The sequence below is a fragment of the Paenibacillus sp. OSY-SE genome, assembly GCF_000283315.1.
Lineage (GTDB): Bacteria > Bacillota > Bacilli > Paenibacillales > Paenibacillaceae > Paenibacillus_B > Paenibacillus_B profundus.
Genome location: NZ_ALKF01000201.1, coordinates 134,993 through 151,317, shown reverse-complemented (window position 1 = coordinate 151,317; position 16,325 = coordinate 134,993). Strand labels below are relative to the sequence as shown.

The 16,325-nt window shown below is 48.6% G+C and carries 19 protein-coding genes; 16 read left to right on the top strand and 3 right to left on the bottom strand.

The window, feature by feature from the left end:
* Positions 1-301: 301 nt before the first annotated feature.
* Entirely contained in the window at positions 302-1,759 is a 1,458-nt protein-coding gene (locus A372_RS34845; protein ID WP_019424173.1) for a serine hydrolase, read from the bottom strand.
* A 63-nt stretch (positions 1,760-1,822) separates the two neighbouring features.
* Positions 1,823-2,422 carry a TetR/AcrR family transcriptional regulator gene (locus tag A372_RS0127620; RefSeq protein ID WP_019424172.1) on the bottom strand — a complete coding sequence of 200 codons (600 nt, stop codon included), beginning with the start codon at positions 2,420-2,422 and terminating at the stop codon, positions 1,823-1,825.
* Between the two features lie 360 nt (positions 2,423-2,782).
* Here A372_RS0127620 and A372_RS0127615 point away from each other — a divergent pair, with 360 nt between their 5' ends.
* The 7 genes from A372_RS0127615 (at position 2,783) to A372_RS0127585 (ending at position 10,065) form a co-directional block, all read left to right on the top strand.
* The gene (locus A372_RS0127615; RefSeq protein ID WP_019424171.1) at positions 2,783-3,901 is read left to right on the top strand and encodes a sugar ABC transporter substrate-binding protein; all 1,119 of its coding nucleotides are present in this window, start codon (positions 2,783-2,785) and stop codon (positions 3,899-3,901) included.
* A 93-nt stretch (positions 3,902-3,994) separates the two neighbouring features.
* The gene (locus A372_RS0127610; RefSeq protein ID WP_019424170.1) at positions 3,995-5,509 is read left to right on the top strand and encodes a sugar ABC transporter ATP-binding protein; all 1,515 of its coding nucleotides are present in this window, start codon (positions 3,995-3,997) and stop codon (positions 5,507-5,509) included.
* Between the two features lies 1 nt (position 5,510).
* On the top strand, positions 5,511-6,506 hold the full coding sequence (locus A372_RS0127605; protein WP_019424169.1) for an ABC transporter permease: 996 nt from the start codon (positions 5,511-5,513) through the stop codon (positions 6,504-6,506).
* A gap of 21 nt (positions 6,507-6,527) precedes the next feature.
* Entirely contained in the window at positions 6,528-7,754 is a 1,227-nt protein-coding gene (gene mtnK, locus A372_RS0127600) for an S-methyl-5-thioribose kinase (RefSeq protein ID WP_019424168.1), read from the top strand.
* Positions 7,755-7,769: 15 nt separating this feature from the next.
* Positions 7,770-8,855 carry an S-methyl-5-thioribose-1-phosphate isomerase gene (gene mtnA / locus A372_RS0127595; protein WP_019424167.1) on the top strand — a complete coding sequence of 362 codons (1,086 nt, stop codon included), beginning with the start codon at positions 7,770-7,772 and terminating at the stop codon, positions 8,853-8,855.
* A gap of 255 nt (positions 8,856-9,110) precedes the next feature.
* Positions 9,111-9,395: a DUF4183 domain-containing protein gene (locus A372_RS0127590; RefSeq protein ID WP_019424166.1), complete on the top strand. Its 285-nt coding sequence runs from the start codon at positions 9,111-9,113 to the stop codon at positions 9,393-9,395.
* 235 nt (positions 9,396-9,630) lie between these two features.
* On the top strand, positions 9,631-10,065 hold the full coding sequence (locus A372_RS0127585) for a DUF4183 domain-containing protein (protein WP_019424165.1): 435 nt from the start codon (positions 9,631-9,633) through the stop codon (positions 10,063-10,065).
* Between the two features lie 93 nt (positions 10,066-10,158).
* On the opposite strand, the gene A372_RS0127580 is transcribed toward A372_RS0127585, so the two are convergent.
* Positions 10,159-10,920, bottom strand: coding sequence for a DeoR/GlpR family DNA-binding transcription regulator (locus tag A372_RS0127580; protein ID WP_019424164.1), 762 nt, complete (start codon positions 10,918-10,920; stop codon positions 10,159-10,161).
* A 333-nt stretch (positions 10,921-11,253) separates the two neighbouring features.
* Here A372_RS0127580 and A372_RS0127575 point away from each other — a divergent pair, with 333 nt between their 5' ends.
* From A372_RS0127575 to pduL, 9 genes are read left to right on the top strand one after another with little or no spacing between them, the layout of a single operon-like run.
* Positions 11,254-12,027: a class II aldolase/adducin family protein gene (locus A372_RS0127575; protein WP_051004552.1), complete on the top strand. Its 774-nt coding sequence runs from the start codon at positions 11,254-11,256 to the stop codon at positions 12,025-12,027.
* Between the two features lie 6 nt (positions 12,028-12,033).
* Positions 12,034-13,542 (top strand): aldehyde dehydrogenase family protein, encoded by a 1,509-nt coding sequence (locus A372_RS0127570; RefSeq protein ID WP_019424162.1) that lies wholly within the window; start codon positions 12,034-12,036, stop codon positions 13,540-13,542.
* A 24-nt stretch (positions 13,543-13,566) separates the two neighbouring features.
* A complete protein-coding gene (locus A372_RS0127565) occupies positions 13,567-13,893 on the top strand; it encodes a BMC domain-containing protein (RefSeq protein WP_019424161.1) in 327 nt (108 codons plus the stop codon).
* Positions 13,894-13,925: 32 nt separating this feature from the next.
* Positions 13,926-14,216 (top strand): BMC domain-containing protein, encoded by a 291-nt coding sequence (locus A372_RS0127560; RefSeq protein ID WP_019424160.1) that lies wholly within the window; start codon positions 13,926-13,928, stop codon positions 14,214-14,216.
* The gene (locus tag A372_RS35650; protein WP_019424159.1) at positions 14,213-14,719 is read left to right on the top strand and encodes a BMC domain-containing protein; all 507 of its coding nucleotides are present in this window, start codon (positions 14,213-14,215) and stop codon (positions 14,717-14,719) included. The genes A372_RS0127560 and A372_RS35650 overlap by 4 nt, the downstream gene beginning before the upstream one ends.
* Position 14,720: 1 nt before the next feature.
* A complete protein-coding gene (locus A372_RS0127550; protein ID WP_019424158.1) occupies positions 14,721-14,996 on the top strand; it encodes a BMC domain-containing protein in 276 nt (91 codons plus the stop codon).
* A gap of 37 nt (positions 14,997-15,033) precedes the next feature.
* Entirely contained in the window at positions 15,034-15,309 is a 276-nt protein-coding gene (locus tag A372_RS0127545) for a BMC domain-containing protein (protein WP_019424157.1), read from the top strand.
* Positions 15,310-15,360: 51 nt separating this feature from the next.
* Positions 15,361-15,636, top strand: a complete 276-nt coding sequence (locus tag A372_RS0127540; protein WP_019424156.1) for a BMC domain-containing protein — start codon at positions 15,361-15,363, stop codon at positions 15,634-15,636.
* Between the two features lie 14 nt (positions 15,637-15,650).
* The gene (pduL, locus tag A372_RS0127535; RefSeq protein WP_202803276.1) at positions 15,651-16,316 is read left to right on the top strand and encodes a phosphate propanoyltransferase; all 666 of its coding nucleotides are present in this window, start codon (positions 15,651-15,653) and stop codon (positions 16,314-16,316) included.
* Positions 16,317-16,325: the final 9 nt, after the last annotated feature.

The window sequence follows — 16,325 nt, the reverse complement described above, 5'->3', positions numbered from 1 at the left end:
TTACATTGGAGTTTATCCAGTGTTTTGGGTCCTGTCCCGCAGCAATCGCTGAAACACAGCCCAATCCACTGGACGAAATACAGTCTACTTGCCAATTAGGTGCTCGATCCATGGATTCTACTGTACGTTTTCCAATGGGACTTACTTCCATCGCAGAAAACAAGGTAGTTGACACTCAACTTGATAAAAGAGGGGCCTGTAGTCTTTAATGACACTGAGCCCCTCAACGGGAGCCGGAGCTCAACAATACTATCAACTAATCAGCTTGACATTGTGTGCTATAAAGACGCTAATTCTGCAATCAGGAATCGTCGCCTTCATTCTGTTGTTTGACGAATACAATCTCGCTGACGGTCGGTTCCAACGGCAGTTGAAGGCTCTGAATGTCTCCCTCCTCATTCCGTGCGAACGTCACATCCATGGCTCCATCTTCGGTGCGGAACTTAGTCTGATCAAGCGGGATCAATCCCGACATAAGAGTACGATATTCCATAGACAATTCCTGCCCCAATCGGTGAATGGTTATGCCGCCATAGGCAGGATGATGGTAATGACCTGTGTAATCATCGAATGGGAAAAGAGGATCATAACTGGGCTTAGGCTCCGCAGGTTCTGAGGGAGCGTTCATGTCGTCTATCATTTTTCTCATTTTCGCTTCCTCCTGCTTAAACCTTCCCGTCCAGTCAATAGGCTCCTTGGCTAGTAATTGATCATAAAGCGTATACGCGAGGCAATCCGGCAAATAGGAACTGTCCCGGTTGGCCAGCACAACGATCCCAATCTCATCTGCGGGCATAAACGATACATGAGCGGTAAAGCCATTATTCTTTCCGCCATGATGGACAAGCTTATGCCCGCGGTAAGTGTCAATGATCCATCCAAGACCATAAGCGGAATAGGGCATCTCTGGAAAATGGAGAAGGTGACCTGGGCCTATAACAACCTGCGGCTGATGCAATTCCTGGACCAGTTCCTCCGACAAAAGTCGATGGCCTTGAAAGCTTCCCTGATTAAGCTGCAGAGAAACCCAAGCTGCCAAATCCGCAACGCATGTGTTGATGTCTCCCGCAGCGCCCGCTCGGTCTGCCGTAAACGGAATTTCTGCGATTCCATCCTTTGCAATATCATACGGCAATGAATAGTTGGCTCCTGCCGTTGTATGCGCAACAGAAAAATTGCTGTTCTTCATGCTAAGCGGCGTAAAAATGTTGCTCTGCACCCATTGTTCCCAAGGCGTTCCTGTGATGGACTCGATCAAGCAGCCCGCAATAAAAAACATGGCGTTGGAATATTGCCACGCTTGACGAAAAGGCAAACTGGGCTCTAAATACCGAAGCCGTTCAAGCAATTGCCGGCCTGTCAGTTCGGGCTTATAAAACAAAAATTGGTGGTTAGGAATCCCGGAACGATGACAAGCGATATCCCGGAATGTAATAAGTTCTGTCGCAACCGCGTCATGCATGCGGAAGTCCGGCCAATACTGCTTCACCGGCGCATCCCACTCAAGTTTGCCTTCTTGCACAAGCATCGCCAACACCATTGCGGTAAAGGATTTGGCTGAAGAGCCAATCGCAAATATCGTTTCCGTGTTTACCGGCAGTTGCCGGGCAACATCCCTCAACCCGAATCCGGAACGGAACAATACATCCTGCTTATGTATAACGGCGACAGCAAGTCCGGGGACTTCGAATTCCCGCATCGCTTCTTCAATGTGAGCCGCGATTCCAGACATTCGTTCTAAGTAAACCGACTTCTCCATGTTAATCACTCCATTTCATAGTTTACAAACCGAACGACCGGTCTGTTTTTGTGTGAAAAAAATTTATTGTTTCTCTTTTTTTGCGATACCATGTAAAAAAACGGAAATCGCCGTATGATGCAACGCGCGAAGCTCATTGAGCTCCAACTCGTAGCGTGCCGCGCCCAGACCGGCAACGAGTGCGAATAAAATATAAGTGATTTGTTTTCCGTCACATTCCTCGAATTCCCTGTTGGCGATGCCTTCCTGGATGACGCTTTGGAACACATCGCGCTGTTTGTTCGTGGCGACTACGATCTGTTCTACGATAACGGGATCTGCTGTTTGGCTGCCGCTAAATTCTTCTGCCGCTTGAATAAGCGGATTTTGAAAATCATCGACACTATGATCAGCTAACCCATGCAATTTCTCCGCTGCTGTCGCGTATAAGTGTTCTTTTTTGGCCCAATGCTCAATCCATTCGTCCACCTGCTCTTCAATTAAATAAAGAAACAACCCTTCCTTGCTTTTAAAATGATGATATAAATTACCTTTGCTGCTTCCAGATGCGGCGATAATATCTTCTATGGATGTCGCAAGGTAGCCTTTTTGTGAAAATAATTCCTTTGAGACTGCCGCTATCCGCTTTTTTGTCTCTGATGTTCTCCGTTGACTCACTTTCATCTTAATAAGTTGACTCCTTTATCATATTACTCGAACAAACAGAACGTTCGGTCTGATAAAAGAATAACATTCTTTTTTTATTAACGCAATTGGTTCCTCATAAAGTTTTCCATACCCAATGGAAACTATAATCTAAAATGTTGTTTTTGGAACAAGTTAAACCAGATTCTTATCGCGATTTTAGCGTACAACAAATAATAATCAAAATAATAATGTATTAATCAACACAAAACAATATAAAACAATAAATTTTCATTGCGATCTGGGTATGAAGGTGGTAGTATTTAATCAACAACAGGTTTTATGACTTCTTACATAGGACCTGCGGATTTATCTACTACGTTATAAGGGGTGCAGGAGATGAAATTCAAAGTTTTTACTAGGTTTGTCGTAACATTGATGGCCGTAATGCTTGTCGCTGCCGGCTGTTCTACCGGGGGAGACTCTTCGCAAAGCAAACCGAACGTGGATAAAAGCAAAATTGAAAATCTTCCTCAGCCTATCGCCAGCAAAGATGTGAAAGTGATGGTCATCCGCAAAATCGGAGGCGACGATCATACGGCACAATATTTAGCCGGCGCGAAACAAGAGGGGGAATCGATGGGATTTACGGTGGACACGTTCTCCGCCAACGGCGATACAGCCAAATTCCACGATGCGATCGCCCAAGCATTGGAGAAGAAATACGACGGAGTCATTATCTCCCACGGGGATGACGCTGCAACGTTGGATGATGTCAAGAAGTTGACGGATAAGGGGATTCCTGTCGTCACGTTTGACTCTAATCCGGATCTGGCTGCGCTCAACGGTGTCACGTTGACGTCGCAAGATGATGCACAGCTTGCTCAGTTAGCGCTGGAAAGCATGAATCAGCAGCTAAATGGAAGCGGTAACATTGTGTATTTATGGGTGGACGGGTTCCCGCCGATGGTAAGCCGCAATGGCGTGTACCAAGACTTTATGAAGAAGAACACAGGCATCAAGGAAGTAGAACGCTTCGGTGTAGCGGCATCCGACACATCTGTACAGACGCAGAACGCTGTATCCGCGATGCTGACCAAGCACGGAAAAGGTGAAATTGACGCTATCTTCGCTACATGGGACGCATTCGCTATCGGAGCGGCACGGGCCGTGAAGGAAGCAGGGCGGGACGAAATCAAAATATACGGCATTGACGTCTCGAACGCCGATTTGCAGCTGATGCAAGAAGAGAAGAGTCCGTGGGTAGCGACTGCTGCCGTGGATCCGAAAGTCATTGGTGCCGTCAACATGCGTCTTATCGCCAAGAAGATTGCAGGCGAGGAAACACCACAAAAGTTTGATTTGAAGCCGACGATGATTACGCAAGTGCAATTGAACTCCGCAGGGGAAACAGTGAACATGGAAAGCCTTAGCACGATTATCCCGGGCTGGGGAGTAAGCAAAGATTTTGACGAAAGCTGGATGCAAGCGCTTAAGGAAGCGTACATATCCAAATAGAAAGGTGACGGAGGGAAGCGTTCAAGCGTGCACAATCGTTAGATACGTAATTGACAACGCTTACCCTCCCGAATCCGTACAGGAGGTGGAGAGATGATTGAGCAGCAAGCGATTCGCCTGGATATGAAGCAGGTTACCATCGAGTTCCCGGGTGTGAAAGCGCTAAACAACGTAGATTTTACAACGGAGAGCGGAACCTCCCATGCTCTCATCGGTGCGAACGGGGCGGGTAAGTCGACGTTGATGAAGGTGTTGTCTGGAGCTTATAACCATTACACGGGAGCAATATGGATCGACGGCCAAGCGGTGCATATCCGTTCGCCGAAAGATGCCAAAGACTTGGGAATCCAAATCGTGTATCAGGAAGTAGATACGGCACTTATTCCTTATTTGACCGTTGGCGAAAATATTATGCTAGACGATACGGTCAACGATATGGGGAAAAGGCAATGGATGAACTGGAAACGCATACACAGCAATGCCAAGGCGACACTCGAGCGCATGAACGTAAAGGTATCGACGAAAAAACTAGTCAGTGAGCTGACGCTGGCAGAGAAACAAATGATTTTGATCGCGCGAGCGATAACGAAGGAGTGCCGATTCCTTATTCTAGACGAGCCGACCGCTCCACTCAGCCATGCTGAAACGGAAGAGCTATTCCGCATTGTGAGAGATTTGAAGAAAAATAATGTCGGCGTCATTTTTATTTCGCACCGTCTGCCAGAGTTGTTTGAAATATGCGATGACATTACGGTAATGCGGGATGGAGAATTCGTCATTAAAAAGCGGATTGCAGACACAAATCAAAACGACATTGTGGAGTACATGCTCGGTAAAAAATTAGATGATCAATTTCCGAAAGTACCGATTGAAATCGGAGAAACGAACTTTGAAGTGAAAGGCCTGTCGGACAGCGATAAGCTCAGAAACATCGATTTTTATGTACGGAAAGGTGAAATCATCGGTCTCGCAGGACTTGTAGGGGCCGGCAAGACGGAACTGTGCAAAGCGCTCTTCGGTGCGTCGCGCGTCGTGTCTGGCGAGCGCGTGCTTCAGAAGCGGAAGCTTTCCATTCGAAATTGTAATGATGCCGTGAAGCAAGGTCTTGCCCTCGTGCCGGAGGAACGGCGCAAGGAAGGCATACTCGTGCTTGAATCGGTTGTTAGCAATTTGACGGTTGCCAATCTGTCGAAGTTTTGCGCTTACAGCACATTTCTGCAGTTCGGTAAAGAAAAAAAAGAGGCTCAGCAGCTCATTCAAGGTCTGGGCATCAAGACACCGAACGAACAGGCAAAAGTTAAAAATTTGTCGGGCGGAAATCAACAAAAAGTGGCGATTGGAAAATGGCTGACGACCGAAGCGGAAGTTTACATTTTCGATGAACCGACCAAAGGCGTTGACGTCGGGGCGAAAAAAGACATTTTTAAACTCATTTCACAATTGGCGCAGCAGGGGAAAAGCATTATTTATGCTTCCTGCGAGCTGTCGGAAATCGTCGGCATTACCGATCGCGTATACGTGCTGTACGATGGCGAGATCGTGAAGGAGCTCCAGACGAGCGCTACCAACGAAGAAGAATTATTGTTCTACTCGACGGGAGGAAAGTAGCATGAGCACAGGTCAACAGCGTCAATTGAAGGCGGCCAAGTCTTTCGATTTCTTTGATTTTTTATATAAATACGGGACGATTGTAACGATTTTAATTCTAATCGCCGTGTTCGGCACGATGTCCAGCAGCTTTCTAATGCCTTCTAATATCATTAACATTTTGCGTTCGATATCTATTGTTACGATCATTTCCATCGGGATCACGATTTCATTGTCAGTGGGCGGCTTCGACTTGTCGGTCGGCTCCGTAGCTTCACTGGCTAACGCTGTCGTCATCTCCATGTTTGTCTGGCATTCGCAAAATTCATTCATCGGCATTATTATTGCCATTGCGGTCTGTCTCCTTGCGGGGCTTCTGAACTCTTTCATGATTGTCAAAATGAAAATTCCGGATATGCTGATGACTCTGGCGACGATGTTCATCATTCAAGGGGTTGCGCTCACCTATACGAGAGGGGCGACGGTATCGCAGAACATGGTTATGCCGGATGGCACCTTCGCTCAAGGGCAAATCAGTGCGTTCTTCTCGAAAATCGGCCAAGTGCCGTGGATTATTATCATTATGCTAGTCGTCGTTGTCGTCGTTCATATTTTCCTGAATTACACGAAGCACGGCCGTTACATGTATGTAATCGGAGGAAATATGGAGGCAGCCAAGCTGTCAGGGATTCCTGTCAACAAATATCGTGTGCTTGCTTATGTGCTATCGGCCGGCTTTGCGGCGGTTGGCGGCATTATGTTGGCATCACGTGTCATGACGGCTGAGGTCAATGCGGGCGCGCCGTATTTGATGGATGCAGTTGCGGCGGCATACATCGGTTTTTCCGTAGCCGGCGCAGGCAGACCGAATGCGTTCGGAACATTCGTCGGGGCGATTCTCATCGGTATACTGCAGAACGGTCTCGTTATGATGTCTGTTCCTTATTATGCAATGGACATCGTGAAGGGAACCGTACTTGCATTTGCGCTAGCTTTAACCTATTACAAACAGAAATAACGGTTGTAGGAGGAGATAGAGATGAACGATTTCAATAATTATTTCACGATGAAAGAAAGCAATGTTATTAATTATGCGATGAGCCAGCTGGATTACTTTGCTCAGGATGCCGTACTGTCATGCAAGGAAATCGGGGACGGAAACTTGAATTACGTATTCCGGGTCGTCGATGAAAATACGCAGCAGTCGCTTATCATTAAGCAGGCCGGTCCGGTCGCCCGCATCTCGGATGAGTTCAAAGTATCGCCAGACCGCAACCGGATAGAGAGCGAGATTTTGAAAATCGAATATGATCTGGCTCCTGGGCTTGTGCCGCAAATATACAAATATGATGCCGTCATGAACTGCTGCGTCATGGAGGACTTGTCCGACCATGAAATATTGCGCACCGCTTTGCTGAAGCATAAGCAGTTCCCGCTTCTTGCGGAGCATATCTCGACCTTTATGGTCAATACGCTGCTGCTGACGACGGACGTTGTCCTGAATCATAAAGCGAAGAAACAGCAAGTCAAAGATTTCATTAATCCGGATTTGTGTGAAATTACCGAAGATTTAGTATATACGGAGCCATTCTATGATTGTCCGCGGAATGATGTGTTTGCGCCGTTGCTCCCGTTTGTAAAGGAATACCTATGGGAGGACGAAGCGCTGCTCCTGGAGACGGCGAAGCTGAAGTTCGAATTCATGAGCAACGCCCAGTCACTCATTCATGGCGACTTGCATACGGGTTCCATCTTTGTGAAGCCAGATTCGACCAAAGTCATTGATCCTGAATTCGCTTTCTACGGACCGGCTGGCTATGATGTGGGTAATGTCATTGCCAATCTTATCTTTGCCTATGTCAATGCGGACAGCGTGATGGAGGAAGGGGCGGAGAAGGAACGGCAAAAAGACTGGCTCATTTCCACAATTCAAGATATTATTGATTTATTTAAAGAGAAGTTTCTGGAAACGTGGGCAGCTTCCGCAACGGACAAATGCGCTGCTTACAAAGGCTTTGATCAATATTATCTCGAAATGATCTTGCGGGATACGGCAGGCGTTGCAGGGCTAGAGTTGTGCCGCAGGACGTTGGGTCTTGCTCATGTGAAGGACATCACCTCCATTGCGGACCATGCCGCGAGAGCGCGGGCGGAGAAGATGTGCATCGTCATGGGCAAGCGGTTCATTATGGAGAGAAACAACATGAAAGGCGGAGCTGACTTTGTTAAGGTGATTGCAGCAGCCGGCGAGGTTTACAGCAGATAAGGAGGTTATGAGACGATGGGAGATAACAACATGACTGCCACAATGATTCAATCGGTAACTTTGGATGATGCGAACGACACGCTGGTCATCTTGGACCAGACCTTATTGCCCAATGAGAAAGTATTTTTGCAACTGAAAGAATTGAAGGATATTTGGGACGCGATCTACCATTTGAAGGTGCGCGGCGCTCCGGCCATTGGCATTGCGGCAGGATACGGCATGTATTTGGGCGTCAAGGCTTCGGCTGCGGCGACATATGAAGAAATGGCTGACGATTTTAAACGGGTAAAAGAGTATTTGGGATCGTCCCGTCCGACGGCTGTAAACTTGTTCTGGGCGTTGGATAGGATGGAAGCACGCTTCAAGCAAGAGCAAGGCAAAAGTGTAAGCGAGATTAAAGAAGCGCTGAGACAGGAATCGGAAGCGATTCGTGCTGAAGATGAGCAGGTGTGCGAGCAAATTGGCGAATACGCCTTGTCACTGCTGCAGCCGGGATGGGGCATACTGACCCATTGCAACGCGGGGGCGATCGCTACGGCAAAATACGGCACCGCGCTGGCGCCCATCTATTTGGGAGAAGAGCAAGGATACCGTTTTAAGGTGTATGCCGATGAGACGAGACCTTTGCTGCAAGGCGCGCGCTTGACAGCGTGGGAGCTTCATGAAGCGGGCATCGATGTGACGCTCATCTGCGACAATATGTCTTCCATTGTCATGAAAGAAGGCAAGATTCAGGCCGTTCTGGTCGGCTGTGACCGGGTAGCTGCTAATGGAGACACCGCGAATAAGATCGGGACGTCGGCGGTGGCGATTTTGGCGAAGCATTACGGCATCCCGTTCTACGTCTGTGCGCCGTTGTCTACGGTCGATTTGCAGTGCGCTACGGGCGACGATATCCATATCGAATTAAGACCGGATGAAGAAATAACGAGCAAATGGTATGAAAAACCGATGGCGCCGGAAGGTGTCAACGTATATAACCCGTGCTTTGATGTGACGGATCACGAGCATATTACGGCGATCATTACGCAGAACGGCATTGCTTATCCGCCGTTCGCGGATAGCCTCCTTGCCATGTTCGCGAAGAAAGACAAAGAATAGGACGAATCAGCGCATCATACGAACAAAGCCCGGCTCACTGCAAATGAGCTGGGCTTCTTTGCAGTGAACCGGGCTGAAAGTTGGGAAGTTATCCTTATCCTTTTGTTTCAACCAGCTTTTAAATGAAAATATATCATTTTACCATGTCAAATATAGTGACATCTCTTAAAGTATTTGCATTTAATATAACATACAAGTCGTCAGATAATTGATGATTTGTGTAGAGCTAAAATAGTAAATAGGAGTTGTTATGATATGGCAATTATCAAACCGTTTATTGCGGGCAGAAGATTTGTATCCACTATAGGAGCAGGTACGGGAGCGGGGGCCACATTTGCGATTGCAGCTACAGCATTTACAGATGATACAGGCGCGGCTGCAACTGCATTCCCTGCCTCACCTGCCTTCTACAACCTTAGTATTAATGGTGTGCTCCAATTAGCTAGTACTTCAACAGCAACCGCAACAACGTTGACAATACCGGGTGGAGATGTACTTGACCCTGCTACCCCAGTTACTGTGGAATTTGTTGTAACGTAATCGTGTTGAAAATATCGTTGGAATAGGATGTGGCACTCCCGTAATCGTTGTTGTGTGAATTACTGTTGGACAAGGGCTGTACTAGAGGTAGGCTTCTACTCTAGGGCAGCCTTTTTATTTATAAACCTGCATACAGGCGGGAACAGAACAGTTGAACGTGCATATCATGAAGTGCTATGAGAAATTGAATTGGTCAATAAACAATTTAGTGACTGGTAGGAGGTGAATCTTAAAGGTGAATGAGGTAAGCAATGTGATTCGGATAACGGCGAAACCGTGGGATCGCAATCTAAAGTTCAGCTATGTTGAAACGTCTTCCACACTGCCATGCAATACAATTTTCCCTCCACAGGATTGCTCCGTCCTCTTTCCCGTCCCTCCACCTCCACCCCCACCTACAACCGGGGTTCTTAAGGTCGAAACCTTCCAATACATTACGGTTTCAGATGGCGTTAAGAATACTTACACGAATCAGGATGAGCTAATTCAATTCGGGAGCACAGGGATACTGAATCCAGCCACTGTATCTTACGTGAATCTATTTATAAACGGAATGTTACAACCGCTTATTGTGTATAAAGTATCCGAAGGAGTCCTCACAATAGATGAAGCTCCAGAAAAAGGTGTTCCCATAACTCTTCAATTTATTAAAATTTTCTCCTATAGCTAAAATGCTCTGTAAATGGACATCCCAATCATTAATAAAAAAGGCTGCTCGCCCGTGAATTGCGGCGATGCAGCCTTTGTCGTGTTGCTCAGGCAATCAGATGCACTCGTGCAGGGCAATGTTGTGCGTATTCAAAAATTCATGCCATGCTTCTCCCAGCTTCTTGTCGGTAACGATCGTATGAATATTATCGAGGTCGCAGATGCTGGCAAAGGAAGTGCGGTCGAACTTCGTAATATCCGCCACGAGATGGACTTTGTTGGCGCGCTCGACGGCCAGCCGGCGCACCTCCGCCTGCTGCTCGTTCGAATCGGTAATGCCATGCTGCATGCTGACGGATCGGCAGGAGATAAAGGCCAAATCGAAAAAATAACTGTTCATGTTCAATTCGGCGTTGCGTCCGAGAGCGGACATGGAACTGGAGGAGATGCCGCCGCCGATGATGACCAAATGGACATTCTTGTTGTCGATTAGAGCGTTGACAATCTTAATCGAATTGGTGACGACGGTTATCCGCTTATCCTCCAATTGCTGCGCAATATACAACGACGTGGTGGAAGCATCCAAGAAGATAGAGTCGCCGTTGCCGATGAATTCAGCGCATTTTGCGGCAATGCGCTTCTTGCCGTCGACATGGATGTGCTCCCGCAAATTCACGTTCACATCATTTTGCACCCCGTCTGGAACATAGGCTCCGCCATAAGTGCGTGTCAGGATGCCTTCGTCCTCTAACTGCTTCAGGTCGCGGCGGATCGTTTCCTCCGTCACGCTGAACAAAGAAGTAAGCGCGGCAACGGTCACGCTTTTCTCTTCCATAATAATCTCTTTAATTTTGGCTTTTCTCGCTACTGGTAACATTGCACAAATTCGCTCCTAAAACACATACATTTTATTGGTTTTAATAAGTATATCACACTTCACTACCAAAAATAGATGTGGTTTTTGTGGTTTGGATGTTGTTTATACACTAATAGTATAACATTCAAACTTAAAAATAACAAAAAAGAGATAGTTCTTAAAAGTTTATTCAACAAAACAAACAAGAAACAATAAAAGTCAAAATAAATCATTGACAAACAACGTAACAAGTAGGAAAATAAATGACATAAAGACACACATATAAGGCATCACACAGGAGGTGACATCGTGCTTAAAAAGACAACGTACTATTCTGATTTTGAAGCGAAAAAGATGATATGCGAAATGGGCAGAAGAATGTACCTCAAAAATTTCGTGGCCGCTAACGACGGGAACATTACCGTAAAAACAGGCCCCAACACGATATGGGCCACGCCGACTGGGGTGAGCAAAGGGTTCATGACGCCGGACATGCTCGTCAAGATGGATTTGAACGGCAAGGTGCTAGCCGGCAACCGCAAGCCTTCCTCCGAGATCAAGATGCATCTGCGGGTATACGCAGAAAATCCTGACGTTCAGGCTGTTACTCACGCACACCCGCCAGTGGCGACATCGTTTGCGATTGCGGGCATCGATTTGGATCAGGCCGTTTCGCCAGAGGCAGTTGTTATTCTGGGGAAAGTTCCGGTCGCTCCATATGCGACACCGGGAACGCAGGAAGTGCCGGACTCGATTGCTCCGTACTGCAAGGACTACAACGCGGTGTTGTTGGCGAATCACGGCGCGCTGACTTGGGGCAAAGATATTGTGGAAGCTTATTACCGCCTCGAGTCGTTGGAACATTACGCGCTCATGCTGATGTATTCCGGAAAAATCATTGAACAAGCGAATGAATTGAATTGCAGCCAAGTATCCGATTTAATCGAAATTCGCAAGAAGATGGGAATTCATAGCGGGGGAACGCCAAGCTGCAAGCCGGTTCGGACCGATGTGCGCAGCCGTGAGGAAACACAAATTCCGAGCGAAGCGGATAAAGCGGACCTCGTCAATCAAATTGTTGCTAAAGTGACGGAACAAGTGTTGCAGAAGCTGCAATTGAAGGGGTGAACGAGATTGAGCATCAAGTTGACGGAAACGGACATCCAGAACATTATTCAGGGCGTGTTGAAAAATATCGAGCAAAATCTGCCCGGCGCGCAAGCTGCAGATGACGCGGCAACCGGACAGGCAAAGCCTGAATCAGCACCTGTGGCCGCTGCGCCTGTGCGGAGCAACGGCGATTACGGAGTGTTCGATGAGGCGGAAGCGGCGATAGCTGCTGCTTATCAGGCTCAGAGAGCATACGCTCACCATTTCAGTATGCAGGATCGGGAGCGCTTTATTGCCGCCATTCGCAAAGCGACGCTCGAGCATAAGGAAACATTGGCAAGCATGGTATTGAAAGAAACGAAGCTCGGACGTTATGAGGATAAAATCGCCAAGTTAGAGTTAACCGCTCTCAAAACGCCTGGCACAGAGGATTTGGAAACGAAAGCGTTTTCTGGAGATAATGGGCTTACGTTGGTGAAGGATGGGCCGTTTGGCGTAATCGGGGCCGTAACTCCAGTGACGAACTCAGTAGAGACGGTTATCAATAACGCCATCGGGATGCTTGCTGCGGGCAATGCAGTCGTATACAATGTCCACCCATCCTCCAAAGCTTGTTGCGCTTACGCGGTAAAAATGATAAACCGGGCGGTCCAGGAAGCAGGCGGACCGGAGCATCTGGTGACGATGGTGAAGGAGCCGACCAAAGAAACGCTGGATGCGATCACACAATCGCCGAAGGTTCAACTGCTCGTCGGCACGGGAGGTCCCGGGTTGGTAAGAGCGTTGCTTCGTTCCGGCAAAAAAGCGATTGGCGCAGGCGCAGGCAATCCTCCTGTTATTGTTGATGAAACCGCTAACATAGAACGGGCGGCGAAAGAGATTATTGCAGGGGCGTCCTTCGAGAACAACATTTTATGCATTGCGGAGAAGGAAGTGTTCGTCGTTGACAAAGTGGCTGACGATCTCCTATTCCACATGTTGAATCACGGGGCATATCGATTGGACGACCGCGAGCTCGAACAGGTGATGAGCTTCGCATTGGAAGCGAACGTGAACGAGACGGCAGGCGGCTGCTCACTGGATATGAAGCGTGAATACCACACCGTGAAAGAGTGGATCGGTAAGGATGCGGCTTTATTTTTAGAGAAAATCGGCGTTACACCTGAAAAAGAAGTGAAGCTCCTTATTTGCGAAGTCGACTTCGACCATCCGTTCGTGCAATTGGAGCAGATGATGCCGGTATTGCCAATCGTACGGGTGAGTGATCTGGATGAAGCGATTCGCTTGGCTGTAGAGGCGGAGCATGGCAATCGGCATACCGCGCTGATGCATTCCACCAATGTAGCTAACTTCGCTGCATTTGAGCGCGCGATCGGCACGACGATCTTTGTGAAGAACGCTTCGTCTCTGGCTGGTGTCGGCGCTGGCGGAGAGGGCTGTACGACGATGACGATCGCAGGTCCGACGGGCGAAGGTCTGACATCAGCTCGTACCTTCACGAGAAAGAAGCGGTGCGTTCTTGCGGAACGTTGAATCCGGCAAGAGAGGTAGATGACGATGACAGACGGCAAAGCATTGGGATTTTTAGAGGTTCAGGGGTACAGCGTAGCCTTGGCCGTTATGGACAAAGCTTGCAAGGCGGCCGATGTGCACATTCACGGTATTGATGCGAACAACCCGCCCGATGACATGCCGGCTTCCATTCCGGTCATGATTCAAGTGAAGTTCAGCGGAACCGTCAGTCACGTGCAGACGGCGCTCGCTGTAGCGCGGGAAGAGGCGTTGTCATATTTGCGCGATGACCAAGTAATCACGAAATGCATTACGTCGGGCAGCGCGGGAATTGCCTCTTTAATGACGCAAGGCAAAATATCCGTGAAATAGAGTGTGTGAAGAAGCACTATTGGGGGGGCGGCATGAAAGAATCCCTTGGCATGATTGAAACGATCGGCATGACACCGGCCTTTCGCGCTGCGGATATGATGGTGAAATGCGCTTATGTAACCGTATTAGGCTTTGAAAAATCAGGATCGGGCATAGTGACGGTGCTCATTCAAGGAAAGCTGGATTCCGTTCAAGCCGCACTCGACATCGGAGCGCTTGAAGCCCAGAATACGGGGGAGCTTGTAGCCGTCCATATCATCAACAATCCTGACGATGGAATCGGGCAGCTGTTGCCGCGTGATGGAACGGAGGGAACACCATGATGTCTTACGATGCGATAGGCGTGATTGAAGCCCGTTATTTTGCGACCGCACTGGAAATGACCGATGCGATGAGCAAAGCGGCCCAGGTGGAGTGGTTGGCAAGTGAGAACTATTTGGGCGGGAAGCTGGTAACGGTCGTAGTAGGCGGCGATATTGCCAATGTGAAGGCGGCGGTGGAAGCGGCCGAGGCGGTATGCGCCGGCAAAGCCGACAATCCGCTTGCTAACGCAGCCGTCATATTGAAGCCTCACGCTGAAATTATGAAGTTTATCGTGCCTTCTTCGGGGCAGGAGCTGGATAAGATGGCAGCTGAAGAGATGGCGCTGCCGAAGGAACAGAAGATGGCGGTGGAGCGGCAGCAAGCGCAGCCGGACGTTGCTGGCAACGAGAATATTACGGCTTCGTCCAGCAAGACGGATGAGATGGATGCGAAACCAAACACGAAATCAAAAGCTTCCCGGCCGGCTGCGTCGGAGAAGAAGAACATGAAGGAGGAAAAATGAAATGAACCAGTCATTAGCTATTGTAGAAACAAGAGGATTAACGGCGGCGATTGAAGCGGCAGATGCGATGCTGAAAGCGGCGAATGTGGAAATTGTGGGCACCGAGAAAATCGGTTCCGGACTCGTATCCGTTATGGTGCAAGGAGATGTAGGTGCGGTTAAGGCAGCGGCTGAAGTCGGAGCAGAAGCGGCGCAGCGTGTAGGTGAATTGGTAGCAGTTCATGTTATTCCACGCCCGCATAGCGATGTGGCCAAGCTTCTCTCTACAGTCAAATAAGGAAATCGAAACTCAACTTCCGAAGGAGGTTTTTCAGATGAACGAATCATTGGGAATCATTGAGACAAGAGGGTTAACGGCGGCGATTGAAGCGGCGGATGCGATGCTGAAGGCGGCCAATGTGGAAATCGTCGGTACGGAGAAAATCGGTTCTGGACTCGTTACGATTATTGTCCGGGGAGATGTCGGAGCAGTCAAAGCCGCTACGGAAGTCGGCGCGGAAGCCGTACAGCGGCTAGGGGAGCTGGTGGCAGCGCACGTCATTCCGAGACCGCATAGCGATGTGGCCAAAATACTGCCCTGCTTGAAATAATCAGGAACGAACCGTTCATCCTAACCAATCTCGTAGAGGAGGAAGCCGCACATGAATGAATCACTGGGCATGATTGAAACAAGAGGATTGACGGCGGCCATTGAGGCGGCGGACGCGATGCTAAAAGCGGCCAACGTGGAAATCGTCGGTACAGAGAAAATTGGCTCCGGACTGGTAACCATCATGGTTAAAGGGGAAGTCGGCGCCGTCAAAGCGGCGATAGAGGTCGGAGCGGAAGCGGTACAAAGAGTTGGGGAGCTGGTGGCCGTTCACGTCATCCCGAGGCCACACGAAGATATTGCTAAGATTCTGCCATCAATGAAATGACAGCGGTGATGAACATGACGGAACAGGTTAATAAGGAATTAACGGACTACATTACTCAATTAATAATGGAAGAATTGCAACGGTACGACTTGGCTCCCGCCCGGGAGCCTCTGAATCTCGTACCGGTCGGCGTCTCTGCGAGACATGTGCACGTGTCGGCAGAGCATATGGAACTGCTGTTTGGCAAAGACAAGCCGTTAACCAAATTTAAAGATATATCCCAGCCGGGGCAATTTGCAGCGAACGAGAAAGTTACGCTCATCGGTCCAAAAGGAATGATCGAGAATGTGCGCATCTTGGGCCCGTTCCGTAAAAACACGCAAATTGAAATTGCGGCAAGTGAAGCGCGCAAGTTGGGCGTTCATCCGCCGGTAAGGGAATCGGGCCGGATTGAAGGCTCTCCCGGCCTGCAGCTTGCCGGTCCGAACGGCACTGTCACACTGGAGCAAGGATGCATTGTAGCCGAACGCCATATTCATATGACGCCTGATGATGCCAGAGCATACGGTGTTACGCATGGACAGAAGGTTCAAGTGAAGGTAACCGGTGAAAAGGGCGGGATTATGGACTGTGTCTCGATTAAAGTGCGCGCTGATTATGCATTGGAAATGCACATCGATACAGATGATTCTAACGCTTTTGGCATCAAGCAGGGGGATACACTCGAAATCCTACGGTGAAAGTGAGGC

Excerpts from the sequence above, each read along its gene's own strand:
- A372_RS34845 (WP_019424173.1), bottom strand. The coding sequence starts at position 1,759 with ATGGAGAAGTCGGTTTACTTAGAACGAATGTCTGGAATCGCGGCTCAC.
- A372_RS0127620 (WP_019424172.1), bottom strand. The coding sequence starts at position 2,422 with ATGAAAGTGAGTCAACGGAGAACATCAGAGACAAAAAAGCGGATAGCG.
- A372_RS0127615 (WP_019424171.1), top strand. The coding sequence starts at position 2,783 with ATGAAATTCAAAGTTTTTACTAGGTTTGTCGTAACATTGATGGCCGTA.
- A372_RS0127610 (WP_019424170.1), top strand. The coding sequence starts at position 3,995 with ATGATTGAGCAGCAAGCGATTCGCCTGGATATGAAGCAGGTTACCATC.
- A372_RS0127605 (WP_019424169.1), top strand. The coding sequence starts at position 5,511 with ATGAGCACAGGTCAACAGCGTCAATTGAAGGCGGCCAAGTCTTTCGAT.
- mtnK (WP_019424168.1), top strand. The coding sequence starts at position 6,528 with ATGAACGATTTCAATAATTATTTCACGATGAAAGAAAGCAATGTTATT.
- mtnA (WP_019424167.1), top strand. The coding sequence starts at position 7,770 with ATGGGAGATAACAACATGACTGCCACAATGATTCAATCGGTAACTTTG.
- A372_RS0127590 (WP_019424166.1), top strand. The coding sequence starts at position 9,111 with ATGGCAATTATCAAACCGTTTATTGCGGGCAGAAGATTTGTATCCACT.
- A372_RS0127580 (WP_019424164.1), bottom strand. The coding sequence starts at position 10,920 with ATGTTACCAGTAGCGAGAAAAGCCAAAATTAAAGAGATTATTATGGAA.
- A372_RS0127575 (WP_051004552.1), top strand. The coding sequence starts at position 11,254 with ATGATATGCGAAATGGGCAGAAGAATGTACCTCAAAAATTTCGTGGCC.
- A372_RS0127565 (WP_019424161.1), top strand. The coding sequence starts at position 13,567 with ATGACAGACGGCAAAGCATTGGGATTTTTAGAGGTTCAGGGGTACAGC.
- A372_RS0127560 (WP_019424160.1), top strand. The coding sequence starts at position 13,926 with ATGAAAGAATCCCTTGGCATGATTGAAACGATCGGCATGACACCGGCC.
- A372_RS35650 (WP_019424159.1), top strand. The coding sequence starts at position 14,213 with ATGATGTCTTACGATGCGATAGGCGTGATTGAAGCCCGTTATTTTGCG.
- A372_RS0127550 (WP_019424158.1), top strand. The coding sequence starts at position 14,721 with ATGAACCAGTCATTAGCTATTGTAGAAACAAGAGGATTAACGGCGGCG.
- A372_RS0127545 (WP_019424157.1), top strand. The coding sequence starts at position 15,034 with ATGAACGAATCATTGGGAATCATTGAGACAAGAGGGTTAACGGCGGCG.
- A372_RS0127540 (WP_019424156.1), top strand. The coding sequence starts at position 15,361 with ATGAATGAATCACTGGGCATGATTGAAACAAGAGGATTGACGGCGGCC.
- pduL (WP_202803276.1), top strand. The coding sequence starts at position 15,651 with ATGACGGAACAGGTTAATAAGGAATTAACGGACTACATTACTCAATTA.